Below are 20,792 nucleotides of genomic sequence, written 5' to 3'. Positions count from 1 at the left end.
GGCCTCCAGCCTTTGGTGCTTGTGGGGTGTTGCAAAACACCCCGCTGCAAAGGGCAGCCGAAAGCGGTTCAATCCCGCTTTCGAGTGTCTTTTGACTCGACTGCAAAAGACGACTTGGTCCGGGCGATGTGCAACGCATCGCCGTCCGCCATAGGTTGGTAGTGGCCAGCCGCCAAGTTCACCGCACAGGAGCATGTGCCGGTGCCTCAGTCGCAGGATTTGTATCCTCGCCCGGAGAATTCATGGCCTATACCTACACCGAACGCAAGCGCATTCGCAAGAACTTTGGCAGCCGCGACAGCGTGTTGGACGTTCCCTACCTGTTGCAGATGCAAAAGGACGCCTACACGGCCTTCCTGCAGGCAGACATCGTCCCAGGCAAGCGCGCCACCGAAGGCTTGCAGGCGGCGTTCGACGCGGCCTTCCCGATCGTCTCGCACAACGGCTACGTCGAGATGAAGTACGTCGAGTACAACCTCGCCAAGCCAGCGTTCGACGTGCGCGAATGCCAGACCCGCGGCCTGACCTTCGCCTCGGCCGTGCGCGCCAAGGTGCAGCTGATCATCTACGACCGCGAGTCGTCGACGCCGCAGTCCAAGGTGGTCAAGGAAGTCAAGGAGCAGGAGGTCTACATGGGCGAAGTGCCCCTGATGACCGAGAAGGGCTCCTTCATCGTCAACGGCACCGAGCGCGTGATCGTTTCGCAGCTGCACCGTTCGCCGGGCGTGTTCTTCGAGCACGACAAGGGCAAGACGCACAGCTCGGGCAAGCTGCTGTTCTCCGCGCGCATCATTCCCTACCGCGGTTCCTGGCTGGACTTCGAGTTCGACCCGAAGGACATCCTGTACTTCCGCGTCGACCGCCGCCGCAAGATGCCGGTCACGATCCTGCTCAAGGCCATCGGCCTGAACCCGGAATCGATCCTGGCGAACTTCTTCGTCAACGACAACTTCCGCCTGATGGACAGTGGCGCGCAGATGGAGTTCGTCGCCGAACGCCTGCGCGGCGAAGTGGCACGCTTCGACATCACCGACAAGTCGGGCAAGGTGGTCGTGGCCAAGGACAAGCGCGTCACGGCCCGCCACACGCGTGACCTGGAGCAGTCCGGCACCACGCACATCAGCGTGCCCGAAGACTTCCTGATCGGCCGCGTGGTCGCGCGCAACATCGTCGACGCCGACACCGGCGAGATCATCGCCAAGGCCAACGACGAGCTGACCGAAGCGCTGCTCAAGAAGCTGCGCCAGTCCGGCGTGCAGGACCTGCCCGCGATCTACACCAACGAACTCGACCAGGGCGCCTACATCAGCCAGACCCTGCGCTCGGACGAAACCGCCGACGAGTTCGCCGCGCGCGTGGCCATCTACCGCATGATGCGCCCCGGCGAGCCGCCGACGGAAGACGCCGTGCAGGCCCTGTTCCAGCGCCTGTTCTACAACCCGGACACCTACGACCTGTCGCGCGTGGGCCGCATGAAGTTCAACGCCAAGGTCGGCCGCGATGAATCCACCGGCCCGATGGTGCTGACCAACGAGGACATCCTCGCCGTGGTCAAGATCCTGGTGGACCTGCGCAATGGCCGCGGTGAAGTCGACGACATCGACCACCTGGGCAACCGCCGCGTGCGTTGCGTCGGCGAACTGGCCGAGAACCAGTACCGCGCCGGCCTCGCCCGCATCGAGAAGGCCGTCAAGGAGCGTCTGGGCCAGGCCGAGCAAGAGCCGCTGATGCCGCACGACCTGATCAACTCCAAGCCGATTTCCGCGGCCCTGAAGGAGTTCTTCGGCGCCTCGCAGCTGTCGCAGTTCATGGACCAGACCAACCCGCTGTCCGAGATCACGCACAAGCGCCGCGTCTCGGCCCTGGGCCCGGGCGGTCTGACCCGCGAACGCGCCGGCTTCGAAGTGCGCGACGTGCACGTGACCCACTACGGCCGCGTCTGCCCGATCGAAACGCCCGAAGGCCCGAACATCGGCCTGATCAACTCGCTGGCCCTGTACGCCCGCCTGAACGAGTACGGCTTCATCGAGACGCCGTACCGCCGCGTGGTCGACAGCACGGTCACGATGCAGATCGACTACCTGTCGGCCATCGAGGAAGGCAAGTACGTCATCGCCCAGGCCAATGCCGAGCTGAACGCCGAAGGCCGCCTGACCGGCGAGCTGGTGTCTGCGCGCGAGAAGGGTGAATCCATCCTGGTCAGCGCCGAGCGCATCCAGTACATGGACGTGTCGCCCGCGCAGATCGTCTCCGTGGCGGCCTCGCTCGTGCCCTTCCTGGAGCACGACGATGCGAACCGCGCGCTGATGGGCGCCAACATGCAGCGCCAGGCCGTGCCCGTGCTGCGTCCCGAGAAGCCGTTCGTCGGCACCGGCATCGAGCGCGTCTCCGCGGTCGACTCCGGCACGGTCGTCACGGCCCGCCGTGGCGGCATCGTCGACTACGTGGACGCCACCCGCATCGTGGTGCGCGTGAACGACGCCGAAGCCGTCGCCGGTGAAGTCGGCGTGGACATCTACAACCTGATCAAGTACCAGCGTTCCAACCAGAACACCAACATCCACCAGCGCCCCATCGTCAAGCGTGGCGACCTGCTGGCCAAGGGTGACGTGGTGGCCGACGGCGCCTCCACCGACCTGGGTGAACTGGCCCTGGGCCAGAACATGCTGATCGGCTTCATGCCCTGGAACGGCTACAACTTCGAAGACTCGATCCTGATCTCCGAACGCGTGGTCGCCGACGACCGCTACACCTCGATCCACATCGAGGAACTGGTGGTCATGGCCCGCGACACCAAGCTGGGCGCAGAAGAAATCACGCGCGACATCCCGAACCTGGCAGAGCAGCAGCTCAACCGCCTGGACGAGTCCGGCATCATCTACGTGGGCGCCGAAGTCATGCCCGGCGACACGCTGGTCGGCAAGGTCACGCCCAAGGGCGAGACGACGCTGACGCCCGAAGAGAAGCTGCTGCGCGCCATCTTCGGCGAGAAGGCTTCCGACGTGAAGGACACCTCGCTGCGCGTGGACCAGGGCTCGCAAGGCACGGTCATCGACGTGCAGGTGTTCACGCGCGAAGGCATCCAGCGCGACAAGCGCGCCCAGCAGATCATCGACGACGAACTCAAGCGCTTCCGCCTGGACCTGAACGACCAGCTGCGCATCGTCGAGGCCGACGCGTTCGACCGGATCGAGAAGCTGCTGAACGGCCGCGTCGCCAACGGCGGCCCGCAACGTCTGGCCAAGGGCACGAAGATCGACAAGGCCTACCTGGCTTCGGTCGAGAAGTTCCACTGGTTCGACATCCGCCCGGCGGAAGACGAAGTCGCGAGCCAGCTCGAGTCGATCAAGAACTCGATCGAGCAGCAGCGCCACAGTTTCGACCTGGCCTTCGAAGAAAAGCGCAAGAAGCTCACGCAGGGCGACGAGCTGCCCGCGGGCGTGCTCAAGATGGTCAAGGTCTACCTGGCCGTCAAGCGCCGCCTGCAGCCCGGCGACAAGATGGCCGGCCGCCACGGCAACAAGGGCGTGGTGTCCAAGATCGTTCCGGTCGAAGACATGCCCCACATGGCCGACGGCACGCCGTGCGACATCTGCCTGAACCCGCTGGGCGTGCCTTCGCGCATGAACGTGGGCCAGGTGCTGGAAGTGCACCTGGGCTGGGCGGCCAAGGGCATCGGCCAGCGCATCGGCGACATGCTGCAGCGCGAGGCGCGTGCCAACGAGCTGCGGGGCTACCTGGAGTCGGTCTACAACAGCGCCGGCCGCAAGGAAGACCTGTCCGAGTTGGACGACACCCAGGTGCTGGAGATGGCGCAGAACCTGTCGCAGGGCGTGCCCTTCGCGACGCCGGTGTTCGACGGCGCTGCCGAAGAAGACATCCGCGCCATGCTCAAGCTGGGCTACCCGGACGAAGTCGCCGCGGCCAAGGGCCTGACGGAGACGCGCACCCAGGCCTACCTGTTCGACGGTCGCACGGGCGAGCGCTTCGAGCGCCCGACCACTGTGGGCTACATGCACTTCTTGAAGCTGCACCACTTGGTGGACGACAAGATGCACGCGCGTTCGACCGGCCCGTACTCGCTGGTCACGCAGCAACCGCTGGGCGGCAAGGCCCAGTTCGGCGGCCAGCGTTTCGGGGAAATGGAAGTGTGGGCGCTGGAAGCCTACGGTGCTTCCTACACCCTGCAGGAAATGCTGACCGTGAAGTCCGACGACGTGGTCGGCCGTACCAAGGTGTACGAGTCCATCGTCAAGGGCGAACACGCCATCGAGGCCGGCATGCCGGAATCGTTCAATGTGCTGGTCAAGGAAATCCGTTCCCTGGGCCTGGACATCGAGCTGGAACGCAGCTAATCAGGGCAAGGCAAAGGAAACAACGCTATGAAGTCACTACTCGACCTGTTCAAGCAGTTCACGCCGGATCAGCATTTCGATGCAATCAAGATCGGCATGGCCTCGCCCGAGAAGATCCGTTCCTGGTCCTTCGGTGAGGTGAAGAAGCCCGAGACCATCAACTACCGCACGTTCAAGCCCGAGCGCGACGGCCTGTTCTGCGCCAAGATCTTCGGCCCCATCAAGGACTACGAGTGCCTGTGCGGCAAGTACAAGCGCCTGAAGCACCGCGGCGTGATCTGCGAGAAGTGCGGCGTGGAAGTCACGCAGACCAAGGTGCGCCGCGAGCGCATGGGTCACATCGACCTGGCCGCGCCCTGCGCGCACATCTGGTTCCTGAAGTCGCTGCCCTCGCGTCTGGGCCTGGTGCTGGACATGACGCTGCGCGACATCGAACGCGTGCTGTACTTCGAAGCGTATGTCGTGACCGACCCCGGCATGACCCCGCTGAAGAAGTACGCGATCATGACCGAAGACGACCATGACGCGAAGCGCAAGGAATACGGCGACGAGTTCCAGGCCAAGATGGGTGCCGAGGGCATCAAGGACCTGCTGGAGAGCATCGACATCGACGATGCCATCGAGAAGCTGCGCAACGACCTGACCGGCTCCGAAGTCAAGATCAAGAAGAACGCCAAGCGCCTGAAGCTCTTGGAAGCCTTCAAGAAGTCCGGCATCAAGCCTGAGTGGATGGTGCTGGACGTGCTGCCCGTGCTGCCGCCGGACCTGCGTCCGCTGGTGCCACTGGACGGCGGCCGCTTCGCCACGTCGGACCTGAACGACCTGTACCGCCGCGTCATCAACCGCAACAGCCGTCTGCGCCGTCTGCTGGAGTTGAAGGCTCCGGAAATCATCGCGCGCAACGAGAAGCGCATGCTGCAGGAGGCGGTGGACAGCCTGCTGGACAACGGCCGCCGTGGCAAGGCCATGACGGGCGCGAACAAGCGCGCGCTGAAGTCCCTGGCCGACATGATCAAGGGCAAGAGCGGCCGCTTCCGCCAGAACCTGCTGGGCAAGCGCGTCGACTACTCGGGCCGTTCGGTCATCGTGGTGGGCCCGACGCTCAAGCTGCACCAGTGCGGCCTGCCCAAGCTGATGGCGCTGGAGCTGTTCAAGCCCTTCATCTTCTCGCGCCTGGAAGCCATGGGCATCGCGACCACCATCAAGGCCGCGAAGAAGGAAGTCGAATCCGGCACGCCGGTGGTCTGGGACATCCTGGAAGAGGTCATCAAGGAGCACCCGGTCATGCTGAACCGGGCGCCCACGCTGCACCGCCTGGGCATCCAGGCCTTCGAGCCCATCCTGATCGAAGGCAAGGCGATCCAGCTGCACCCGCTGGTTTGCGCGGCCTTCAACGCCGACTTCGACGGCGACCAGATGGCCGTGCACGTGCCGCTGTCCGTGGAAGCGCAGATGGAAGCCCGCACGCTGATGCTGGCCTCCAACAACATCCTGTTCCCCGCCTCCGGCGAGCCGTCCATCGTGCCGTCGCAGGACGTGGTGCTGGGCCTGTACTACACGACGCGCGAGCGCATCAATGGCAAGGGCGAGGGCCTGATCTTCGCCGACACCGGTGAAGTGCGCCGTGCCTTCGACGCGGGCGAGCTCGACCTGAACGCCAAGATCAACGTGCGCCTGACCGAGTACACCAAGGACAAGGCCACGGGCGAGTTCGTGCCCTCGACCAGCCTGGTGGAAACCACGGGTGGCCGCGCGCTGCTGTCGGAGATCCTGCCCAAGGGGCTGCCGTTCTCCAACATGAACAAGGCGCTCAAGAAGAAGGAAATCTCCAAGCTGATCAACGTCAGCTTCCGCAAGTGCGGCCTGAAGGAGACCGTGGTCTTCGCCGACAAGCTGCTGCAGTCCGGTTTCCGCCTGGCGACCAAGGCCGGCATCTCCATCTGCATCGACGACATGCTGGTGCCCAAGGAGAAGACCGGCATCATCGCGCGCGCCCAGAAGGAAGTGAAGGAGATCGAGCAGCAGTACGTCTCCGGTCTCGTGACCGCCGGCGAGCGCTACAACAAGGTGGTGGACATCTGGGGCAAGTCGGGCGACGAAGTGTCCAAGGTGATGATGGCCCAGCTTTCCAAGCAGAAGGTCATCGACCGCCACGGCAAGGAAGTGGACCAGGAGTCCTTCAACTCCATCTACATGATGGCCGACTCGGGCGCCCGCGGTTCCGCCGCGCAGATCCGCCAGGTGGCCGGCATGCGGGGCCTGATGGCCAAGCCGGACGGCTCCATCATCGAGACGCCCATCACGGCGAACTTCCGTGAAGGCCTGAACGTGCTGGAGTACTTCATCTCCACCCACGGTGCGCGAAAGGGTCTGGCCGACACGGCGCTGAAGACGGCGAACTCGGGTTACCTGACGCGCCGCCTGGTCGACGTGACGCAGGATCTGGTCGTGACCGAAGACGATTGCGGCACGCACGACGGCACCGTCATGCGCGCCATCGTCGAAGGCGGTGAAGTCATCGAATCGCTGCGCGACCGCGTGCTGGGCCGCACCACGGCCGAGGACGTGCTGCACCCGGAGAACCGCTCGGTGCTGCTGGCTGCCGGCGAGATGCTGGAGGAAGACACCATCGACGGGCTGGAAGCCGCCGGCGTCGACGAGGTCAAGGTCCGCACCGCGCTGACCTGCGCCACGCGCTTCGGCATCTGCGCGAAGTGCTATGGCCGCGACCTGGGCCGCGGTGGCCTGATCAACATGGGCGAAGCGGTCGGTGTGATCGCCGCCCAGTCGATCGGCGAACCCGGCACGCAGCTGACCATGCGGACCTTCCACATCGGTGGTGCGGCCTCGCGTGCGGCGATCGCCTCCAGCGTGGAAGCCAAGTCCAGCGGTTCGGTGGGCTTCAACGCCACGATGCGCTACGTGACCAACAGCAAGGGCGAGTTGGTGGTGATCGCGCGTTCGGGCGAGATCATCATCTCCGAGCACGGCCGTGAGCGCGAGCGCCACAAGGTGCCCTACGGTGCGACGCTGGCCGTCAAGGCCGACCAGGCCATCAAGGCCGGCACCGTGCTGGCCAACTGGGATCCGCTGACGCGCCCCATCATCACCGAGTTCGCAGGCCGTTCGAAGTTCGAGAACGTGGAAGAGGGCCTGACGGTCGCTCGCCAGGTCGACGACGTGACGGGCCTGTCCACGCTGGTGGTCATCGATCCCAAGCGTCGCGGCGCGGTGAAGGTCGTGCGTCCGCAGATCAAGCTGGTCGATGCCAATGGCAACGAAGTCAAGATCCCCGGCACGGACCACTCGGTGACCATCGGCTTCCCGATCGGTGCGCTGATCCAGGTGCGTGATGGCGAGGAAGTGGGTCCTGGCGAAGTGCTGGCCCGCATCCCGGTCGAAGGCCAGAAGACGCGCGACATCACCGGCGGTCTGCCGCGGGTGGCCGAGCTGTTCGAAGCCCGTACGCCCAAGGACAAGGGCCTGCTCGCAGAGCAGACCGGTACCGTGTCGTTCGGCAAGGAGACCAAGGGCAAGATCCGCCTGCAGATCACCGATCCGGAAGGCAAGGTCTGGGAAGACCTCGTGCCCAAGGAAAAGAACATCGTGGTGCACGAAGGCCAGGTGGTCAACAAGGGCGAATCCGTGGTCGATGGCCCGGCCGATCCGCAGGACATCCTGCGCCTGCTGGGTGTCGAGGAACTGGCGCGCTACATCGTCGACGAAGTGCAGGACGTCTACCGCCTGCAGGGCGTGAAGATCAACGACAAGCACATCGAGGTGATCGTTCGCCAGATGCTGCGCCGTGTCGTGGTCGACAACGTCGGCGAGTCCGGCTACATCGCGGGTGAACAGGTCGAGCGTTCGGAGATCTTGAACACCTCCGAAGCGCTGCAGCGCGACGGCAAGATCCCGCCGACCTACACCAACGTGCTGCTGGGCATCACCAAGGCCTCGCTGTCGACCGACTCGTTCATCTCCGCGGCGTCCTTCCAGGAAACCACGCGCGTGCTGACCGAAGCGGCCATCATGGGCAAGCGCGACGAGCTGCGCGGCCTGAAGGAAAACGTCATCGTCGGCCGCCTGATCCCCGCGGGCACCGGCATGGCCTACCACCAGGCACGCAAGGCCAAGGACCTGATGGACGACGCCGAGCGCCGTGCCATCGCCGAAGCCGAAGCCGCCGAACTGGCGGGCCAGGAAGCCACGGCAGACGCCGCTGGCGAGGCTCCGGCCGGCGAGTAAGCCGAACCGTGCTCCGTGCCGGCGTCATGCCGGCCCAACCCCGGGCTGCCTATCATGGCCCCGGGGTTTTTTCATGGGTGACCGATCGATGGAGACGTGGACGTGATGCATGCAAGCTGGAGCACCTGGTTGGCCTGGGGAGGCGGGGCCGCGGTGCTGCTGTTCTGGGGCGTGGGCGCCTACAACCGCCTGGTGCGCCTGCGCACCAAGGTGTGGTCCATCTTCGCCAGTCTGGTGGCGCAGCTGGAGCGCTATGCTGCCTGGATGGCCGAGCATGCGCCCGAGCCGCCGCCAGGCAATGCACCACCGCGGGCCGGAGATGCGTGGAGCAATCTGCGGGCCGCCAGTGCGCAGTTCTCGGCCTCCCTGGCAGCGGTGCGCGGCAAGCCTTCCGATGCGGCCGCCATGGCCGGGCTGGTGGCTGCGCGCGCCGTGCTGGCCATGGCCTGGCAGTACCTGGACGATGAGACGCTGGCGCGCGCGCGCAGCGGCCAGCCAGTGGCGGCGCTGCGCTCGGACTGGGAGGCCGTGGGCACGCAGGTCCAGGGCGCCGAGCGTGCTTATGCGGCCGCGGTCGAGGTCTACAACCGGGCGGTGCGGCAGTTTCCGGCGGTGTTGCTGGCCTGGCTGTTCGGCTTCAAGCGGGCGCGCACGCTGTAGCCGAGCATGTGCAGAGAATGTCTGTCGGGGCTGCATGCCGTCGTGGATACTGGCGCCCCCCCAAGACAAGCAACCCTGAGGAGAGCTGCCCATGCGATGGAACATGATGCTGGCCGCCGCGGCCAGCCTGGCCGCGACGGCGATGCCAGCTGCGGCGCAGGACAGGGACGCGCTGTACATGCGCAGCCTGGCGGCCACCTGCGCCAACTGCCACGGCACCCAGGGCAAGGCGCAGCCAGGCTCCAGCGTGGTGTCCCTGGCCGGCATGCCGGCCGAGCAGCTGATCGCGCAGATGGCTGCGTTCAAGGCCGGCACGCGCAGCGCGACCATCATGCACCAGCTGGCCAAGGGCTACAGTGAGGCGCAGATCGCGCAGATTGCCGCCTACTTCGCGGCCCAGAGCAAATAAGGAGCGCCCCACCATGCAACGACGTTCCTTCCTGCATTCCTCCGCCGGCCTGGCCATGCTGGGCCTGGCCGGTTGCGCCAGCACGGGCGCCATTCCCTCCAAGGCCAAGGTCGTGGTCATCGGCGGTGGCTACGGTGGCGCCACCGCGGCCAAGTACGTGCGCATGCTGTCGGATTACAAGATCGACGTGGTGCTGATCGAGCCCAACGAGGCCTTCGTCTCCTGTCCGATCTCTAACCTCGTCATCGGCGGCAGCCGCCAGATCGCCGAGGTCACCTCGCCCTACACCGGGCTCACGCGTCGCCATGGCGTGACGCGCGTGCGCGACAGCGCCACCGCCATCGACACCGCGGCGCGCACCGTCAAGCTGGCCGGCGGCGCCACCATCGCCTACGACAAGCTGGTGGTCTCGCCCGGCGTGGAGTTGCAGTTCGGCAGCATCGAGGGCCTGCAGGCCGCACAGGCCTCGGGCCAGATCCTGCAGGCCTGGAAGGCCGGCCCGGAAACCGTGGCGCTGCGCCGCCAGCTCGAGGCCATGCCCGACGGCGGCGTCTACGCCATCACCATCCCCGAAGCGCCGTACCGCTGCCCGCCCGGGCCCTACGAGCGTGCCAGCCAGGTGGCCTGGTACTTCAAGAACTTCAAGCCGCGCAGCAAGGTGCTGATCTTGGACGCGAACCCTGATGTCACCTCCAAGGGCCCGCTGTTCAAGAAGGTCTGGGCCGAGCAGTACAAAGGCATCGTCGAGTACCGCGGGCAGCACAAGACCGTGGCGGTCGACGCCAAGGCCGGCCTGGTCAAGTTCGAGGTGCACGACGACGTCAAGGCCCAGGTCATCAACGCCCTGCCGTCCATGCGCGCAGGCGCCATCGCGGTGCAGGCCGGCCTCAACAACCTGGCCAACAACCGCTGGTGCGGCGTGAACTACCAGAGCTTCGAATCGACCGCCGCACGCGACGTGTTCGTGATCGGCGATTCGATCCAGATCGCACCGGCCATGCCCAAGAGCGGCCACATGGCCAATGGCCATGGCAAGGTGGCGGCCGCGGCCATCGTCGCGCAGCTCGCGGGCTGGGAGATCAACCCCGCGCCCATGCTCAACAACACCTGCTACAGCTTCGTCGACGACCGCAACGTGGTCCACGTGGCCAGCGTGCACGCCTACGACGCGGCCGAGAAGACCTTCAAGACCGTGGCCGGCTCCGGCGGCGTGAGCACGGGCCCGACCGAACTGGAAGGCGTCTACGCGATGAACTGGGCGCAGAACATCTGGGCGGACACGCTGGGATGAGCGTTTGAACACCACCCAGGCCCCACCGCTGTGGCGGCAATTGCAGGCCGCGGCCACAGCGTTGCAGGCCGTGCGCGCCGGCCAGAGCGCGACCACCGCGCTGGCCGCCGTCGCGCCGGCGTTCCGGCCGGCGGCCCAGGCCCTGCTGTTCCATGCACTGCGCCAGCTCGGCCGGGCCGAGGCCCTGCGCAGCCTGCTGGCCAAGCGCCCGCCGGCACCGGCCGTGGATGCGCTGCTGTGCCTGGCGCTGGCGCTCGTGTGGGACGAAGCGCATGCGCCCTACACGCCGTTCACGCTGGTCGACCAGGCCGTGGAGGCGGCCCGCCGTGGTGGCGCGCGCGCGCAGTCCGGTTTCGTGAACGCCTGTCTGCGCCGGTTCCTGCGCGAGCGCGATGCGCTGGTCGCAGCGAGCGCGCGCGACCCGGTCGCGCAATGGAATCACCCACGCTGGTGGATCGCCCGCATGCAGCGCGACTGGCCGCAGGACTGGCAGGCCGTGCTGCAGGCCTCCGACCATGCCGCGCCGCTCACGCTGCGCGTGAACCGGCGCCGCAGCACCGTGGCCGCCATGCAGGCGCGCCTGGAGGCCGAAGGCATCGCGGCCCGGCCCATCGGCGACGACGGCCTGTTGCTGCCGCGCCCACGCCCGGTGCCCGAGCTGCCCGGCTATGCCGAGGGCGCCTGGTCGGTGCAGGATGCCGCGGCCCAGCTGGCCGCGCCGCTGCTGCTGCGGGGGCTGGCGCGGCCGGCAGACCGCCCGCTGCGCCTGCTGGACGCCTGCGCCGCGCCGGGCGGCAAGACGGCCCACCTGCTCGAATGCGCCGACGCCGCGCTGACCGCGCTGGACGTGGACCCGGCCCGTTGCGCCCGCATCCACGAGAACCTGGCGCGCCTGGGCCTGGCGGCCGAGGTGCGCGCTGCGGACGCGGCCGATGTCGCCGCCTGGTGGAACGGCCAGCCCTTCGACGCCATCCTGCTGGACGCACCCTGCAGCGCCTCGGGCATCGTGCGGCGCCACCCCGACGTGCGCTGGCTGCGCCGCGAGAGCGACATCGCCCAGCTCGTGGCGCAGCAGGACCGGCTGCTGCAGGCGCTGTGGCCGCTGGTGGCCCCGGGCGGCCGGCTCCTGTTCGCCACCTGTTCCGTGTTTCCGGCCGAAGGCCGCGAGCGCATCGAAACGTTTCTTGCGCACCACAGTGAGGCGCGATTGCTGCCATCGCCCGGCCATTTAATCCCTTGCAGCGCCGCGGGTGCGCCGGCCGTCCCGGACAATCGTCCGCGTGACAACGACGGTTTTTTTTACAGCTTGCTGGAGAAAGGCCCGCGCTAGCGTCTGGCTGGTGCTGCTGCTGGCCTGCGCTTTGGCGCAGGCCGACCCGCCGACGCCGGGGCCGGCGGCGATCACCCAGCTCATGGTGCAACGCGTGGACGGTGAGCTGGAGCTCAGCGCCGAGGTGCAGTTCGAGCTCAGTGCCCAGGTCGAGGACGCGCTGCACAAGGGCATCCCCATGTTCTTCGTGGCGGAGGCCGAGATCGTGCGCGAGCGCTGGTACTGGACCGACAAGACCGTGGCCAGCGCCACGCGCCACATGCGCCTGGCCTACCAGCCGCTCACGCGGCGCTGGCGGCTCAACGTCGGCGCGCGGCCCATCGAGACCTCCGGTCTGGGCGTGACGCTGGCGCAGACCTTCGATTCGCTGCCCGAGGCACTGGCCAGCGTGCAACGCTTCGGCCGCTGGCCCATCGCGCGCGCCGCCGACATCCCCAGCGACAGCGCGCACCTGCTGCGCTTTCGCTTCGGGCTGGATGTGTCGCAGCTGCCGCGGCCGTTCCAGATCGGTGCGGTCGGGCAGTCTGAATGGAGCATCGCGGCCAGCGCCAGCGTGAAGCTGCCGGCGGAAGGCAGCAAGTGAGCACCGGCCTGCCGCAGGCCGCCGGCGGCGTGGACCCGCGCCGCGCGCGTGCGATCCGCTGGGCCATGGGCATCGGCGCCGCCGTGATCCTGGGCCTGGGCCTGGTGCTGTTGTTCCTGCTGGCCCAGGCCACCAACAACCGCGAGCTCTACGAGCGCAACTACGCGCGGCTGTTCGTGCTGAACGTGGTGGTCGCCAGCGTGTTGGCCGCCGTGATCCTGTGGGCCATGGTGCGGCTGGCCGTGCGCGTGCGGCGCGGGCGCTTCGGCAGCCGGCTGCTGGTCAAGCTGGCGGCCATCTTCGCCCTGGTCGGGCTGGTGCCGGGCCTGGTCATCTACGTCGTGTCCTACCAGTTCGTCTCGCGCTCCATCGAAAGCTGGTTCGACGTCAAGGTCGAGGGCGCGCTCGATGCGGGCGTGAACCTGGGCCGCACCACGCTGGAGGTGCTGGCCAACGACCTGGGCAACAAGACCCGCATCGCCAGCGGCCAGCTGGCCGAGGTGCCGGACGCCGCGGCCGGGCTGGCACTGGAGCGCATCCGCGACCAGTTGGCGGCCAGCGAGGTGGTGCTGTGGAGCGCCACCGGCCAGCTGATCGCCAGCGCGGGCCCGTCCAGCATGCTGCTCACGCCCGAGCGTGTCACGGCCCAGCAACTGCGCAACGCGCGCAACCAGCGCGTGGTCGCCATGGTCGAGGGCCTGGACGACCCGGTGCCCGGCGTGGCCGCGCAAGGCCGCGTCAAGGCCCTGGCGCTGGTGCCCAGCGCCAGCGTGGGCCTGCTGGCCGAGCCGCGCTTCCTGCAGGCCAGCCAGCGCCTGCCCCAGGTGCTGGTGGACAACGCGCTGGCTGTGCAGGAGGCCAACCGCGAATACCAGGAGCGCGCGCTGGCACGCACCGGCCTGCAGCGCATGTACATCGGTACGCTCACGCTGAGCCTGTTCCTCGCGGTGTTCGGCGCCGTGCTGCTCGCGGTGCTGCTGGGCAACCAGCTGGCGCGCCCGCTGCTGCTGCTGGCCCATGGCGTGCGCCAGGTGGCCGCTGGCGACCTCACGCCCAAGGCCGTGCTGCAAAGTCGCGACGAGCTGGCCGGCCTCACGCGCTCGTTCGCCGAGATGACGCAACAGCTGTCCGATGCGCGCCAGGCCGCCGACCACAGCATGGAGCAGCTCGACCACGCGCGGGCCAACCTGCAGACCATCCTGGACAACCTGACCTCCGGCGTCATCGTGCTCGATGCGCGCGGCCACGTGCTGTCGTCCAATCCCGGCGCCACGCGCATCCTGCGCGCGCCGCTGGCCGCCTTCGAAGGCCAGCCGCTGGCCGCGGTCGGCGGCCTGGACCTGCTCGCGCAGAGCGTGCAGACCCAGTTCGAGCGGCTTGACGAAGGCCGCGACCACCACAACCTGGACCATTGGCAGCAGTCCTTCGAACTGCATGCCGCGCAGTCGGCTTTCTCGCAGGATGCGGTGGTGCTGCTGGCGCGCGGCGCGCAGCTGCCCGACCAGACGCGGCTGCTGGTGTTCGACGACATCTCCGAGATCGTCTCGGCCCAACGCGCGCAGGCCTGGGGCGAGGTGGCGCGCCGTCTCGCGCACGAGATCAAGAACCCGCTCACACCGATCCAGCTGTCGGCCGAGCGGCTGCAGATGAAGCTCGAGCCCAAGCTCGAAGGCGAGACCGAGCGCGCGCTGCTGGCCAAGTCCGTGCGCACCATCGTCGAGCAGGTCGATGCGCTCAAGCGGCTGGTCAACGAGTTCCGCGACTACGCCCGGCTGCCCGCGGCCGATCTCAAGCCGCTGGACCTCAATGCGCTGGTGCACAACGTCATGCAGCTGTACCCACAGGAAGGCGCTGCGGTGCCGGTGCTGCTGGACCTGGACGCGCGCTGCCCGCCCATCCGCGGCGATGCCGAGCAGCTGCGCCAGGTCATCCACAACCTGCTGCAAAACGCACAGGACGCCACCGAGGCCTGTGGCCGCACGGCCAGCGCGGAAGACGGCGGGGCCGTGCGCCTGCGCACGCAGTGGCTGGAACAAACGCAGCGTGTGCGCCTGTCGGTGCGCGATCAGGGCACGGGCTTTCCCGAAGCTCTGCTCAAGCGCGCGTTCGAGCCCTACGTGACGACCAAGCCGCGCGGCACCGGACTGGGCCTCGCGGTCGTCAAGAAGATCGCCGACGAACACCATGCGCGCATCGACCTGGCGAACCGCGTGGTCGATGGTGCCGTGATCGGCGCGCAAGTGTCGTTATCATTCGCCGTCGATGGCGTGGCCTAGCCGCCCGCTCGACAGCAAACGGCAACTGCGCTTCTTCTGAACAATGGCAAACATACTCGTGGTCGACGACGAACTGGGGATTCGGGATCTGCTCTCCGAAATCCTCAACGACGAAGGCCACAACATCGAGCTGGCCGAGAACGCGGCCCAGGCCCGCGCGGCCCGCGCACGTGCACGTCCCGACCTGGTGCTGCTGGACATCTGGATGCCCGACACGGACGGTGTCTCGCTGCTCAAGGAGTGGTCGAGCGCAGGCACGCTGACGATGCCGGTCATCATGATGAGTGGCCACGCCACCATCGACACGGCGGTCGAGGCGACCAAGATCGGCGCGCACTCCTTCCTCGAAAAGCCGATCACGCTGCAAAAGTTGCTCAAGGCCGTGGAGCAGGCGCTGGCCCGCAATGCGCTGCGCAAGCCGGGCCTGTCGGGCGTGGCCATCCCCGGCGCGGCCGAAGCCAAGGCGGAGCCGGCCGATGCGGTCACCGTGCCGGGCGCGCTGGGCGGTGCTCCTGCGGTGGTGGTGGCCGACAGCGGCCCGCAGGCGCGCCAGACCTTCGAGCTCGACAAGCCCCTGCGCGAAGCGCGCGACGGCTTCGAGAAGGCTTACTTCGAATTCCACCTGGCCCAGGAAGGCGGCTCCATGACACGCGTCGCCGAGAAGACCGGTCTGGAGCGCACGCACCTGTACCGCAAGCTCAAACAATTGGGTGTCGATCTCTCGCGCGGTAAACGCGCGGCAATTTGATATATACTCATAGGCTCCCCGGCCCGGTAGCTCAGTTGGTAGAGCAGCGGATTGAAAATCCGCGTGTCGTTGGTTCGATTCCGACCCAGGCCACCAAATAAAACAAGGCGCTGCAATCTTTCAGGTTGCAGCGCCTTTGTCTTTGGTGCTGCGCGCAGGCGTGGCGCAGCACATCCCAGGCCGTGCGGCTCCATGAGGCCCGAGGCTCGGGGGCGCCGATGAGGGTCGTGGATGGGCTGCTTCAGCCGGACGCGGACAGGACGGTCGGCGGGCGTGGCGCCGGCAACTGGCCCAGCACGCGCGCAGCCTCGGCCTGCTCGGCCGGCGCGAGTGCCACCAGGGCCTCCATGCGGCCGGCCGTCCAGCTGGCAATCGCCACGCCGTCGCGGTACAGCACGCGCGCACCGGCCTGGCGCGGCACCCGGCTGCCGGGCAGGATGCTCCCCAGCAGGTTGGCCGGGTCGCTGGCGGCCAGGCAGACCAGCTGCCCGTCGTGGGCCTGGCGCCGCGTCTGGCGCAGCGCGGCGATGGCCTCGGGCAGCGCGAACTGCTCGCCCGCCACGCCGGCGATGAAGCGGCCGCCGCGCAGTTCGCCGCGCGCCTCCAGCCGCCGGTACACGCGTACCAGGTCGCGCCAGCGCGGCAGCCAGGGCGCCTCGCGCTCCAGCAGGTTCCAGCAGACCACGCCGTAGCGGCGCAGCAGGGCGTGGGCGACATGCTCCAGCGCCTCGGCCTGGGCGGCGGGCGTGGGTTCGACCACGGGGCGCCGCACCAGGGTCCAGCGGCCGGCGTCCTGCACGCCGAACAGCGCCACGCCGCGGCGCCGGCGCGCGGGGGCATTGCGCTTGGCGGCCGGCAGCATCAGCGCGCGCAGGCCGGCCGTGCTGTCGCAATGCACCTGGCCATGGGCGACGAGTTCGGCCAGCGCGTCCTCGAGCTCCGCCGGCAGCAGTCGCGCGCCCACCTCGATCTCGTCGAAGAACGAGGCGCCGTGCGTGGCCAGCCAGTCCAGCACGCGGCGCGCTCGGCCGCTGGCCTGGGTCTCGTCGGCCGGGGCCGGCGCCAGTTGCGTCCAGGTGCCGGCATGGCGGCGCGGCAGCAGCACGACGGGCGCGGCGCGCAGGGCCACGGCGCCGCCGCCGCGGCCGCCCGGGTCGGCCGGGCGAAGCCGGGCCCACAGGCTGCGGCCCGCGGTCGTGAGTTCGTCCAGCCAGCCGCTGTTGTAGTCGGCCAGCCGCGCGGGCAGCAGCTCGGCCTCCCAGGCCGCGGCCGGCGCCTCGTAGCCTTCCAACTGGGCCAGCAGGCCACCCAGCGCCTCGGGGCCGCGCATGCGGCTGGCCGCGCCGACGTGCTGCCAGTCGAACAGGAAGCGCATGAAGTCGCGCGGTTCCACGGGTTCGATTTCGCGCCGCAGCTGGTGCAGGGTGTAGCGGTGGATGCGCGCGAGCAGGTGGCGCTCGCACCATTCGGGATCGGGCGCGCCGGGCGTGAAGACGCCCTGCATGGCCGAGCCCTCACGCTGCAGCGCGGCCAGGGCGGCCTGCACGGTGGCGGGTGGCAGCTGCAAGCCGGCCGCCAGCCGGGCCGGCGTGACCGGGCCCAGGCCGGACAGGCGCATGCGCAGCAGGGCGATGGCGGCGTCTTCCGGCCCCACGGCTTCGCTGGCTGGCACCCACGCCAGCGGCGGCTGGGGCCGGCCCAGCGGATGCAGCTGCTGCAGCAGCGCCAGCCGCTCGGCCGCGACCCACAGGCCTGCGCCATCGTCCAGCACGAGCCGCGTGGCGCGCCCGGCCGCCACGAGCTTGTCCAGCAGGCCGGGCCAGTGTGCGGCACCGGCGACTTCATCCTCGGTCAACACGCCCAGGCCGCAGAGCGCCTCGTGCAGTTCGTCGGCCGTGCGCGCCTGCGGCCAGGCCTGTTCGCGCACGCTGGCGATGGCGCCGGGATCGAGCTGGCCCAGCGTGTCGCCGCTCCCGGGGTCGGCGTAGCGCCGGTTCTGCACGGCCTGGGTGCGGCGCTCCTCCAGCGGTGCGTCGTCGAGGAAGGCATAGGGCTTGGCGTTCAAGGCCTCGGCCGCCAGCGGCGAGGGGGCAGGCAGGTCGCGCGCGACCACGGCCACGCTGCCATCGAAGATGCCCTGCAGCACGCGCAGCCAGCCCGTGCTGTCCATGGCCTCGTGCAGGCAGTCGTGCAGGGTCTGCGCCACGAGCGGGTGGTCGGGCACCTCGCGCGGGCCCTGCAGGTTCTCGGCGCAGGCCACCTGGTCGGGGAAGACGGCGGCCAGCAGGTCCTCGGACTTCATGCGCTGCAACTGCGGCGCGACGCGGCGCCCACCCGCGAAGCGCGGCAGCGCCAGCGCCGTGGTGGCGTTCCAGCGCCAGCGCACGCCGAACAGCGGGGCGTCCAGCACGGCCTGCACCAGCACGTCCAGCGCCGTGGCCGGATGGAGATAGCGGGCCACTTCCTCGAGTGCAAAGCTGTGGCTGGTCGAGAGGGACAGCACGATGGCGTCGTCCGTGGCTGCGGCCTGCAGCTCGAAGTTGAAGCTGCGGCAAAAGCGTTTGCGCAGCGCCAGGCCCCAGGCGCGGTTGAGCCGGCTGCCGAAAGGTGCGTGCAGCACCAGCTGCATGCCGCCGGAGGCGTCGAAGAAGCGCTCCAGCACCACGCACTGCTGGGTGGGCAGCGCGCCCAGCACCGCCAGCGCGCGGTCCAGCGGGTCGATCAACTGCCGGGCGGCGTCTTCATCCAGCGCGAGTTCCCGTTGCAGCCAGTCACGCGCCGCGGCCGGGTCGGGCCGCAGCCGCTGCGCGAGTTCGGCGCGCAGCCGCGAGACGCCCAGCGACAGCGCATCGCTGCGGCCCGGCGCCTCGCCGAGCCAGAACGGGATGTTGGGCGCGGCGCCCTGGGCGTCCTCCACGCGCACGCGGCCTGGCTCGATCTTGAGGATGCGGTAGCTGGTGTTGCCGAGCTGGAACACGTCGCCGGCCAGGCTCTCGACGGCGAAGTCCTCGTTGACGTTGCCGATGGTCTGGGCTTGCGGCTCCAGCAGCACAGCGTAGTCGCCCGCGTCGGGGATGGTGCCGCCCGAGGTCAGCGCCGTCATGCGCGCGCCCTTGCGCTCGCGCAAGAGCTGGTGCACGGCGTCGCGGTGCACGTAGCTGCCGCGCTGGCCCTGGCGCGTGCTGGTGCCCTCGGCCAGCATGCGCACCACGGCGTCGAAGTCGGCGCGCGCCAGGCCCGCATAGGGCCAGGCGCGGCAGACCAGTGCGTAGAGCGCGTCCTCGTGCCACTCCTGGCAGGCCGTCTCGGCCACGATCTGCTGGGCCAGCACGTCCAGCGGCTGCGGCACGATGGACAAGCTGTCGAGCTCGCCGCGGCGCACGCAGTCCAGCAGCGCCGCGCATTCCAGCAGTTCGCCCTGCGACTGCGGGAATAGCCGTGCCTTGGGCACGCCACCAACCGCATGGCCGGAGCGGCCCGCGCGTTGCAGGAAGGTGGAGATGGCGCGCGGCGAGCCGAGTTGGCAGACCAGGTCGACCTCGCCGATGTCCAGGCCCAGTTCCAGCGAGGCGGTGGCCACCAGCAGCTTGAGTTCGCCGCGCTTGAGGCGCTGCTCGGCGTTGAGCCGCAGCTCGCGCGACAGGCTGCCGTGGTGGGCGGCCACGGCCTGCTTGCCGAGCCGCTCGGCCAGGTGCCGCGTGGCGCGCTCGGCCATGCGCCGCGTGTTGACGAAGACCAGCGTGGTGCGGTGCGCGAGCGCGAGTTCGGCCACGCGGCCGTAGACCTGCTCCCACTGTGCGTTCGACATCACGGCGGCCAGCGGCGTGGGCGGCAGCTCCAGCGCCAGGTCGCGGCGCTTGGCGTAGCCGATGTCGACGATGGCGCAGTCGGTCCGGCCCTGGGTATCGACGGCTGCCGCACCGACCAGAAAGCGCGCCACCTCCTCGATGGGCTTTTGCGTGGCCGACAGGCCGATGCGCGTGAGAGGCCTGTCGGTCAGCCGCTGCAGCCGTTCCAGTGAGAGCGCGAGATGGCTGCCACGCTTGTTGGCAGCCAGCGCATGGATCTCGTCGACGATGACGGTGCGCACGCCGCCCAGCATGCGGCGGCCCGAGGCCGAGCCCAGCAGCACGTAGAGCGACTCGGGTGTCGTGACCAGGATGTGCGGCGGTTGGCGGATGCTCTGCGCGCGTTCGCGCGCCGGGGTGTCGCCCGTGCGCACGGCCACGCGGATGGCCGGCTCGGGCAGGCCGCGTGCGGCCAGTTCGGCGCGGATGCCGTCCAAGGGCGCCATCAGGTTCAGCGCGATGTCGTTGGACAGCGCCTTGAGCGGCGAGACGTAGACCACCTGCGTGCCATCCGCCAGCCCCGCCGGCGACAGGCCCTGGCGCACCAGGTCGTCGAGCGCGGCGAGGAAGGCTGTCAGCGTCTTGCCCGAGCCCGTGGGTGCCGCCACCAGCGTGTGGCGGCCGGCGCGGATGCTGGGCCAGGCCGCGCGCTGGGCCGGCGTGGCGCGCCGGAACGCCTGGCGGAACCAGGCCGCGACGGCAGGGTGGAAGGCGCGCAGGGACATGGGCCGGAGATTGTGGCCCGCGCGCCGCGCGGCGTCAGCCGGCCAGCCGGATCGCCCCTTCGGCCAGGTAGCGTTTGAAGTCGGCGATGGGCATGGCCGTGCTGCTGCGCACCTCGCCGCCCTCGTCCTGCCAGCTCAGGGTGGCGTCCAGGTCGGTGACCGTGACCTCGACCGGCCCCTTGCGGATAGGGATCAGCGGGCCGTCGCCCTCGCGGTACTCCACCTTGCCTGTGATCTGTGCTTGTTGTGCCATGCGCGACTCCCGTGGACACCATGTCCGTGCCGCACAGCATCGGGCGGCGCACGCCGGCCCGCCAGCGGA

11 protein-coding genes and 1 tRNA gene are annotated in these 20,792 nt (G+C 68.9%); 10 read left to right on the top strand and 2 right to left on the bottom strand.

Features of this window, described 5'->3' with window-relative positions:
* The first annotated feature begins 242 nt into the window (after positions 1–242).
* From rpoB to ACSQ4M_RS01740, 10 genes are all read left to right on the top strand, one after another.
* A complete protein-coding gene (gene rpoB, locus ACSQ4M_RS01785; RefSeq protein WP_436187970.1) occupies positions 243–4,355 on the top strand; it encodes a DNA-directed RNA polymerase subunit beta in 4,113 nt (1,370 codons plus the stop codon).
* 27 nt (positions 4,356–4,382) lie between these two features.
* Complete coding sequence (gene rpoC / locus ACSQ4M_RS01780) at positions 4,383–8,600, top strand: DNA-directed RNA polymerase subunit beta' (RefSeq protein WP_436187969.1); 4,218 nt, start codon at positions 4,383–4,385, stop codon at positions 8,598–8,600.
* A gap of 105 nt (positions 8,601–8,705) precedes the next feature.
* On the top strand, positions 8,706–9,260 hold the full coding sequence (locus ACSQ4M_RS01775; protein ID WP_436187968.1) for a LemA family protein: 555 nt from the start codon (positions 8,706–8,708) through the stop codon (positions 9,258–9,260).
* 91 nt (positions 9,261–9,351) lie between these two features.
* On the top strand, positions 9,352–9,669 hold the full coding sequence (locus ACSQ4M_RS01770; protein ID WP_436187967.1) for a c-type cytochrome: 318 nt from the start codon (positions 9,352–9,354) through the stop codon (positions 9,667–9,669).
* Between the two features lie 13 nt (positions 9,670–9,682).
* Positions 9,683–10,960: an NAD(P)/FAD-dependent oxidoreductase gene (locus tag ACSQ4M_RS01765; protein ID WP_436187966.1), complete on the top strand. Its 1,278-nt coding sequence runs from the start codon at positions 9,683–9,685 to the stop codon at positions 10,958–10,960.
* Positions 10,961–10,964: 4 nt separating this feature from the next.
* The gene (rsmB, locus tag ACSQ4M_RS01760) at positions 10,965–12,290 is read left to right on the top strand and encodes a 16S rRNA (cytosine(967)-C(5))-methyltransferase RsmB (protein ID WP_436187965.1); all 1,326 of its coding nucleotides are present in this window, start codon (positions 10,965–10,967) and stop codon (positions 12,288–12,290) included.
* 10 nt (positions 12,291–12,300) lie between these two features.
* Complete coding sequence (locus ACSQ4M_RS01755) at positions 12,301–12,873, top strand: DUF4390 domain-containing protein (protein WP_436187964.1); 573 nt, start codon at positions 12,301–12,303, stop codon at positions 12,871–12,873.
* Entirely contained in the window at positions 12,819–15,149 is a 2,331-nt protein-coding gene (locus tag ACSQ4M_RS01750) for an ATP-binding protein (protein ID WP_436187963.1), read from the top strand. The genes ACSQ4M_RS01755 and ACSQ4M_RS01750 overlap by 55 nt, the downstream gene beginning before the upstream one ends.
* A 43-nt stretch (positions 15,150–15,192) precedes the next feature.
* The gene (locus ACSQ4M_RS01745; RefSeq protein WP_436187962.1) at positions 15,193–15,897 is read left to right on the top strand and encodes a response regulator; all 705 of its coding nucleotides are present in this window, start codon (positions 15,193–15,195) and stop codon (positions 15,895–15,897) included.
* Between the two features lie 20 nt (positions 15,898–15,917).
* Positions 15,918–15,993, top strand: a tRNA-Phe gene (locus ACSQ4M_RS01740).
* 145 nt (positions 15,994–16,138) lie between these two features.
* On the opposite strand, the gene ACSQ4M_RS01735 is transcribed toward ACSQ4M_RS01740, so the two are convergent.
* Both ACSQ4M_RS01735 and ACSQ4M_RS01730 read right to left on the bottom strand, forming a co-directional pair.
* Positions 16,139–20,470, bottom strand: coding sequence for a DEAD/DEAH box helicase (locus tag ACSQ4M_RS01735; protein ID WP_436187961.1), 4,332 nt, complete (start codon positions 20,468–20,470; stop codon positions 16,139–16,141).
* A gap of 34 nt (positions 20,471–20,504) precedes the next feature.
* On the bottom strand, positions 20,505–20,723 hold the full coding sequence (locus ACSQ4M_RS01730) for a hypothetical protein (protein WP_436187960.1): 219 nt from the start codon (positions 20,721–20,723) through the stop codon (positions 20,505–20,507).
* Between the last annotated feature and the right edge of the window lie 69 nt (positions 20,724–20,792).

Source organism: Pseudorhodoferax sp. LjRoot39, from assembly GCF_964253035.1.
In the GTDB taxonomy this organism is placed as follows: Bacteria; Pseudomonadota; Gammaproteobacteria; order Burkholderiales; family Burkholderiaceae_C; genus Pseudorhodoferax.
The sequence above is the reverse complement of the archived record's forward strand: the minus strand, read 5'-3'. Positions and strand labels throughout refer to the sequence as shown.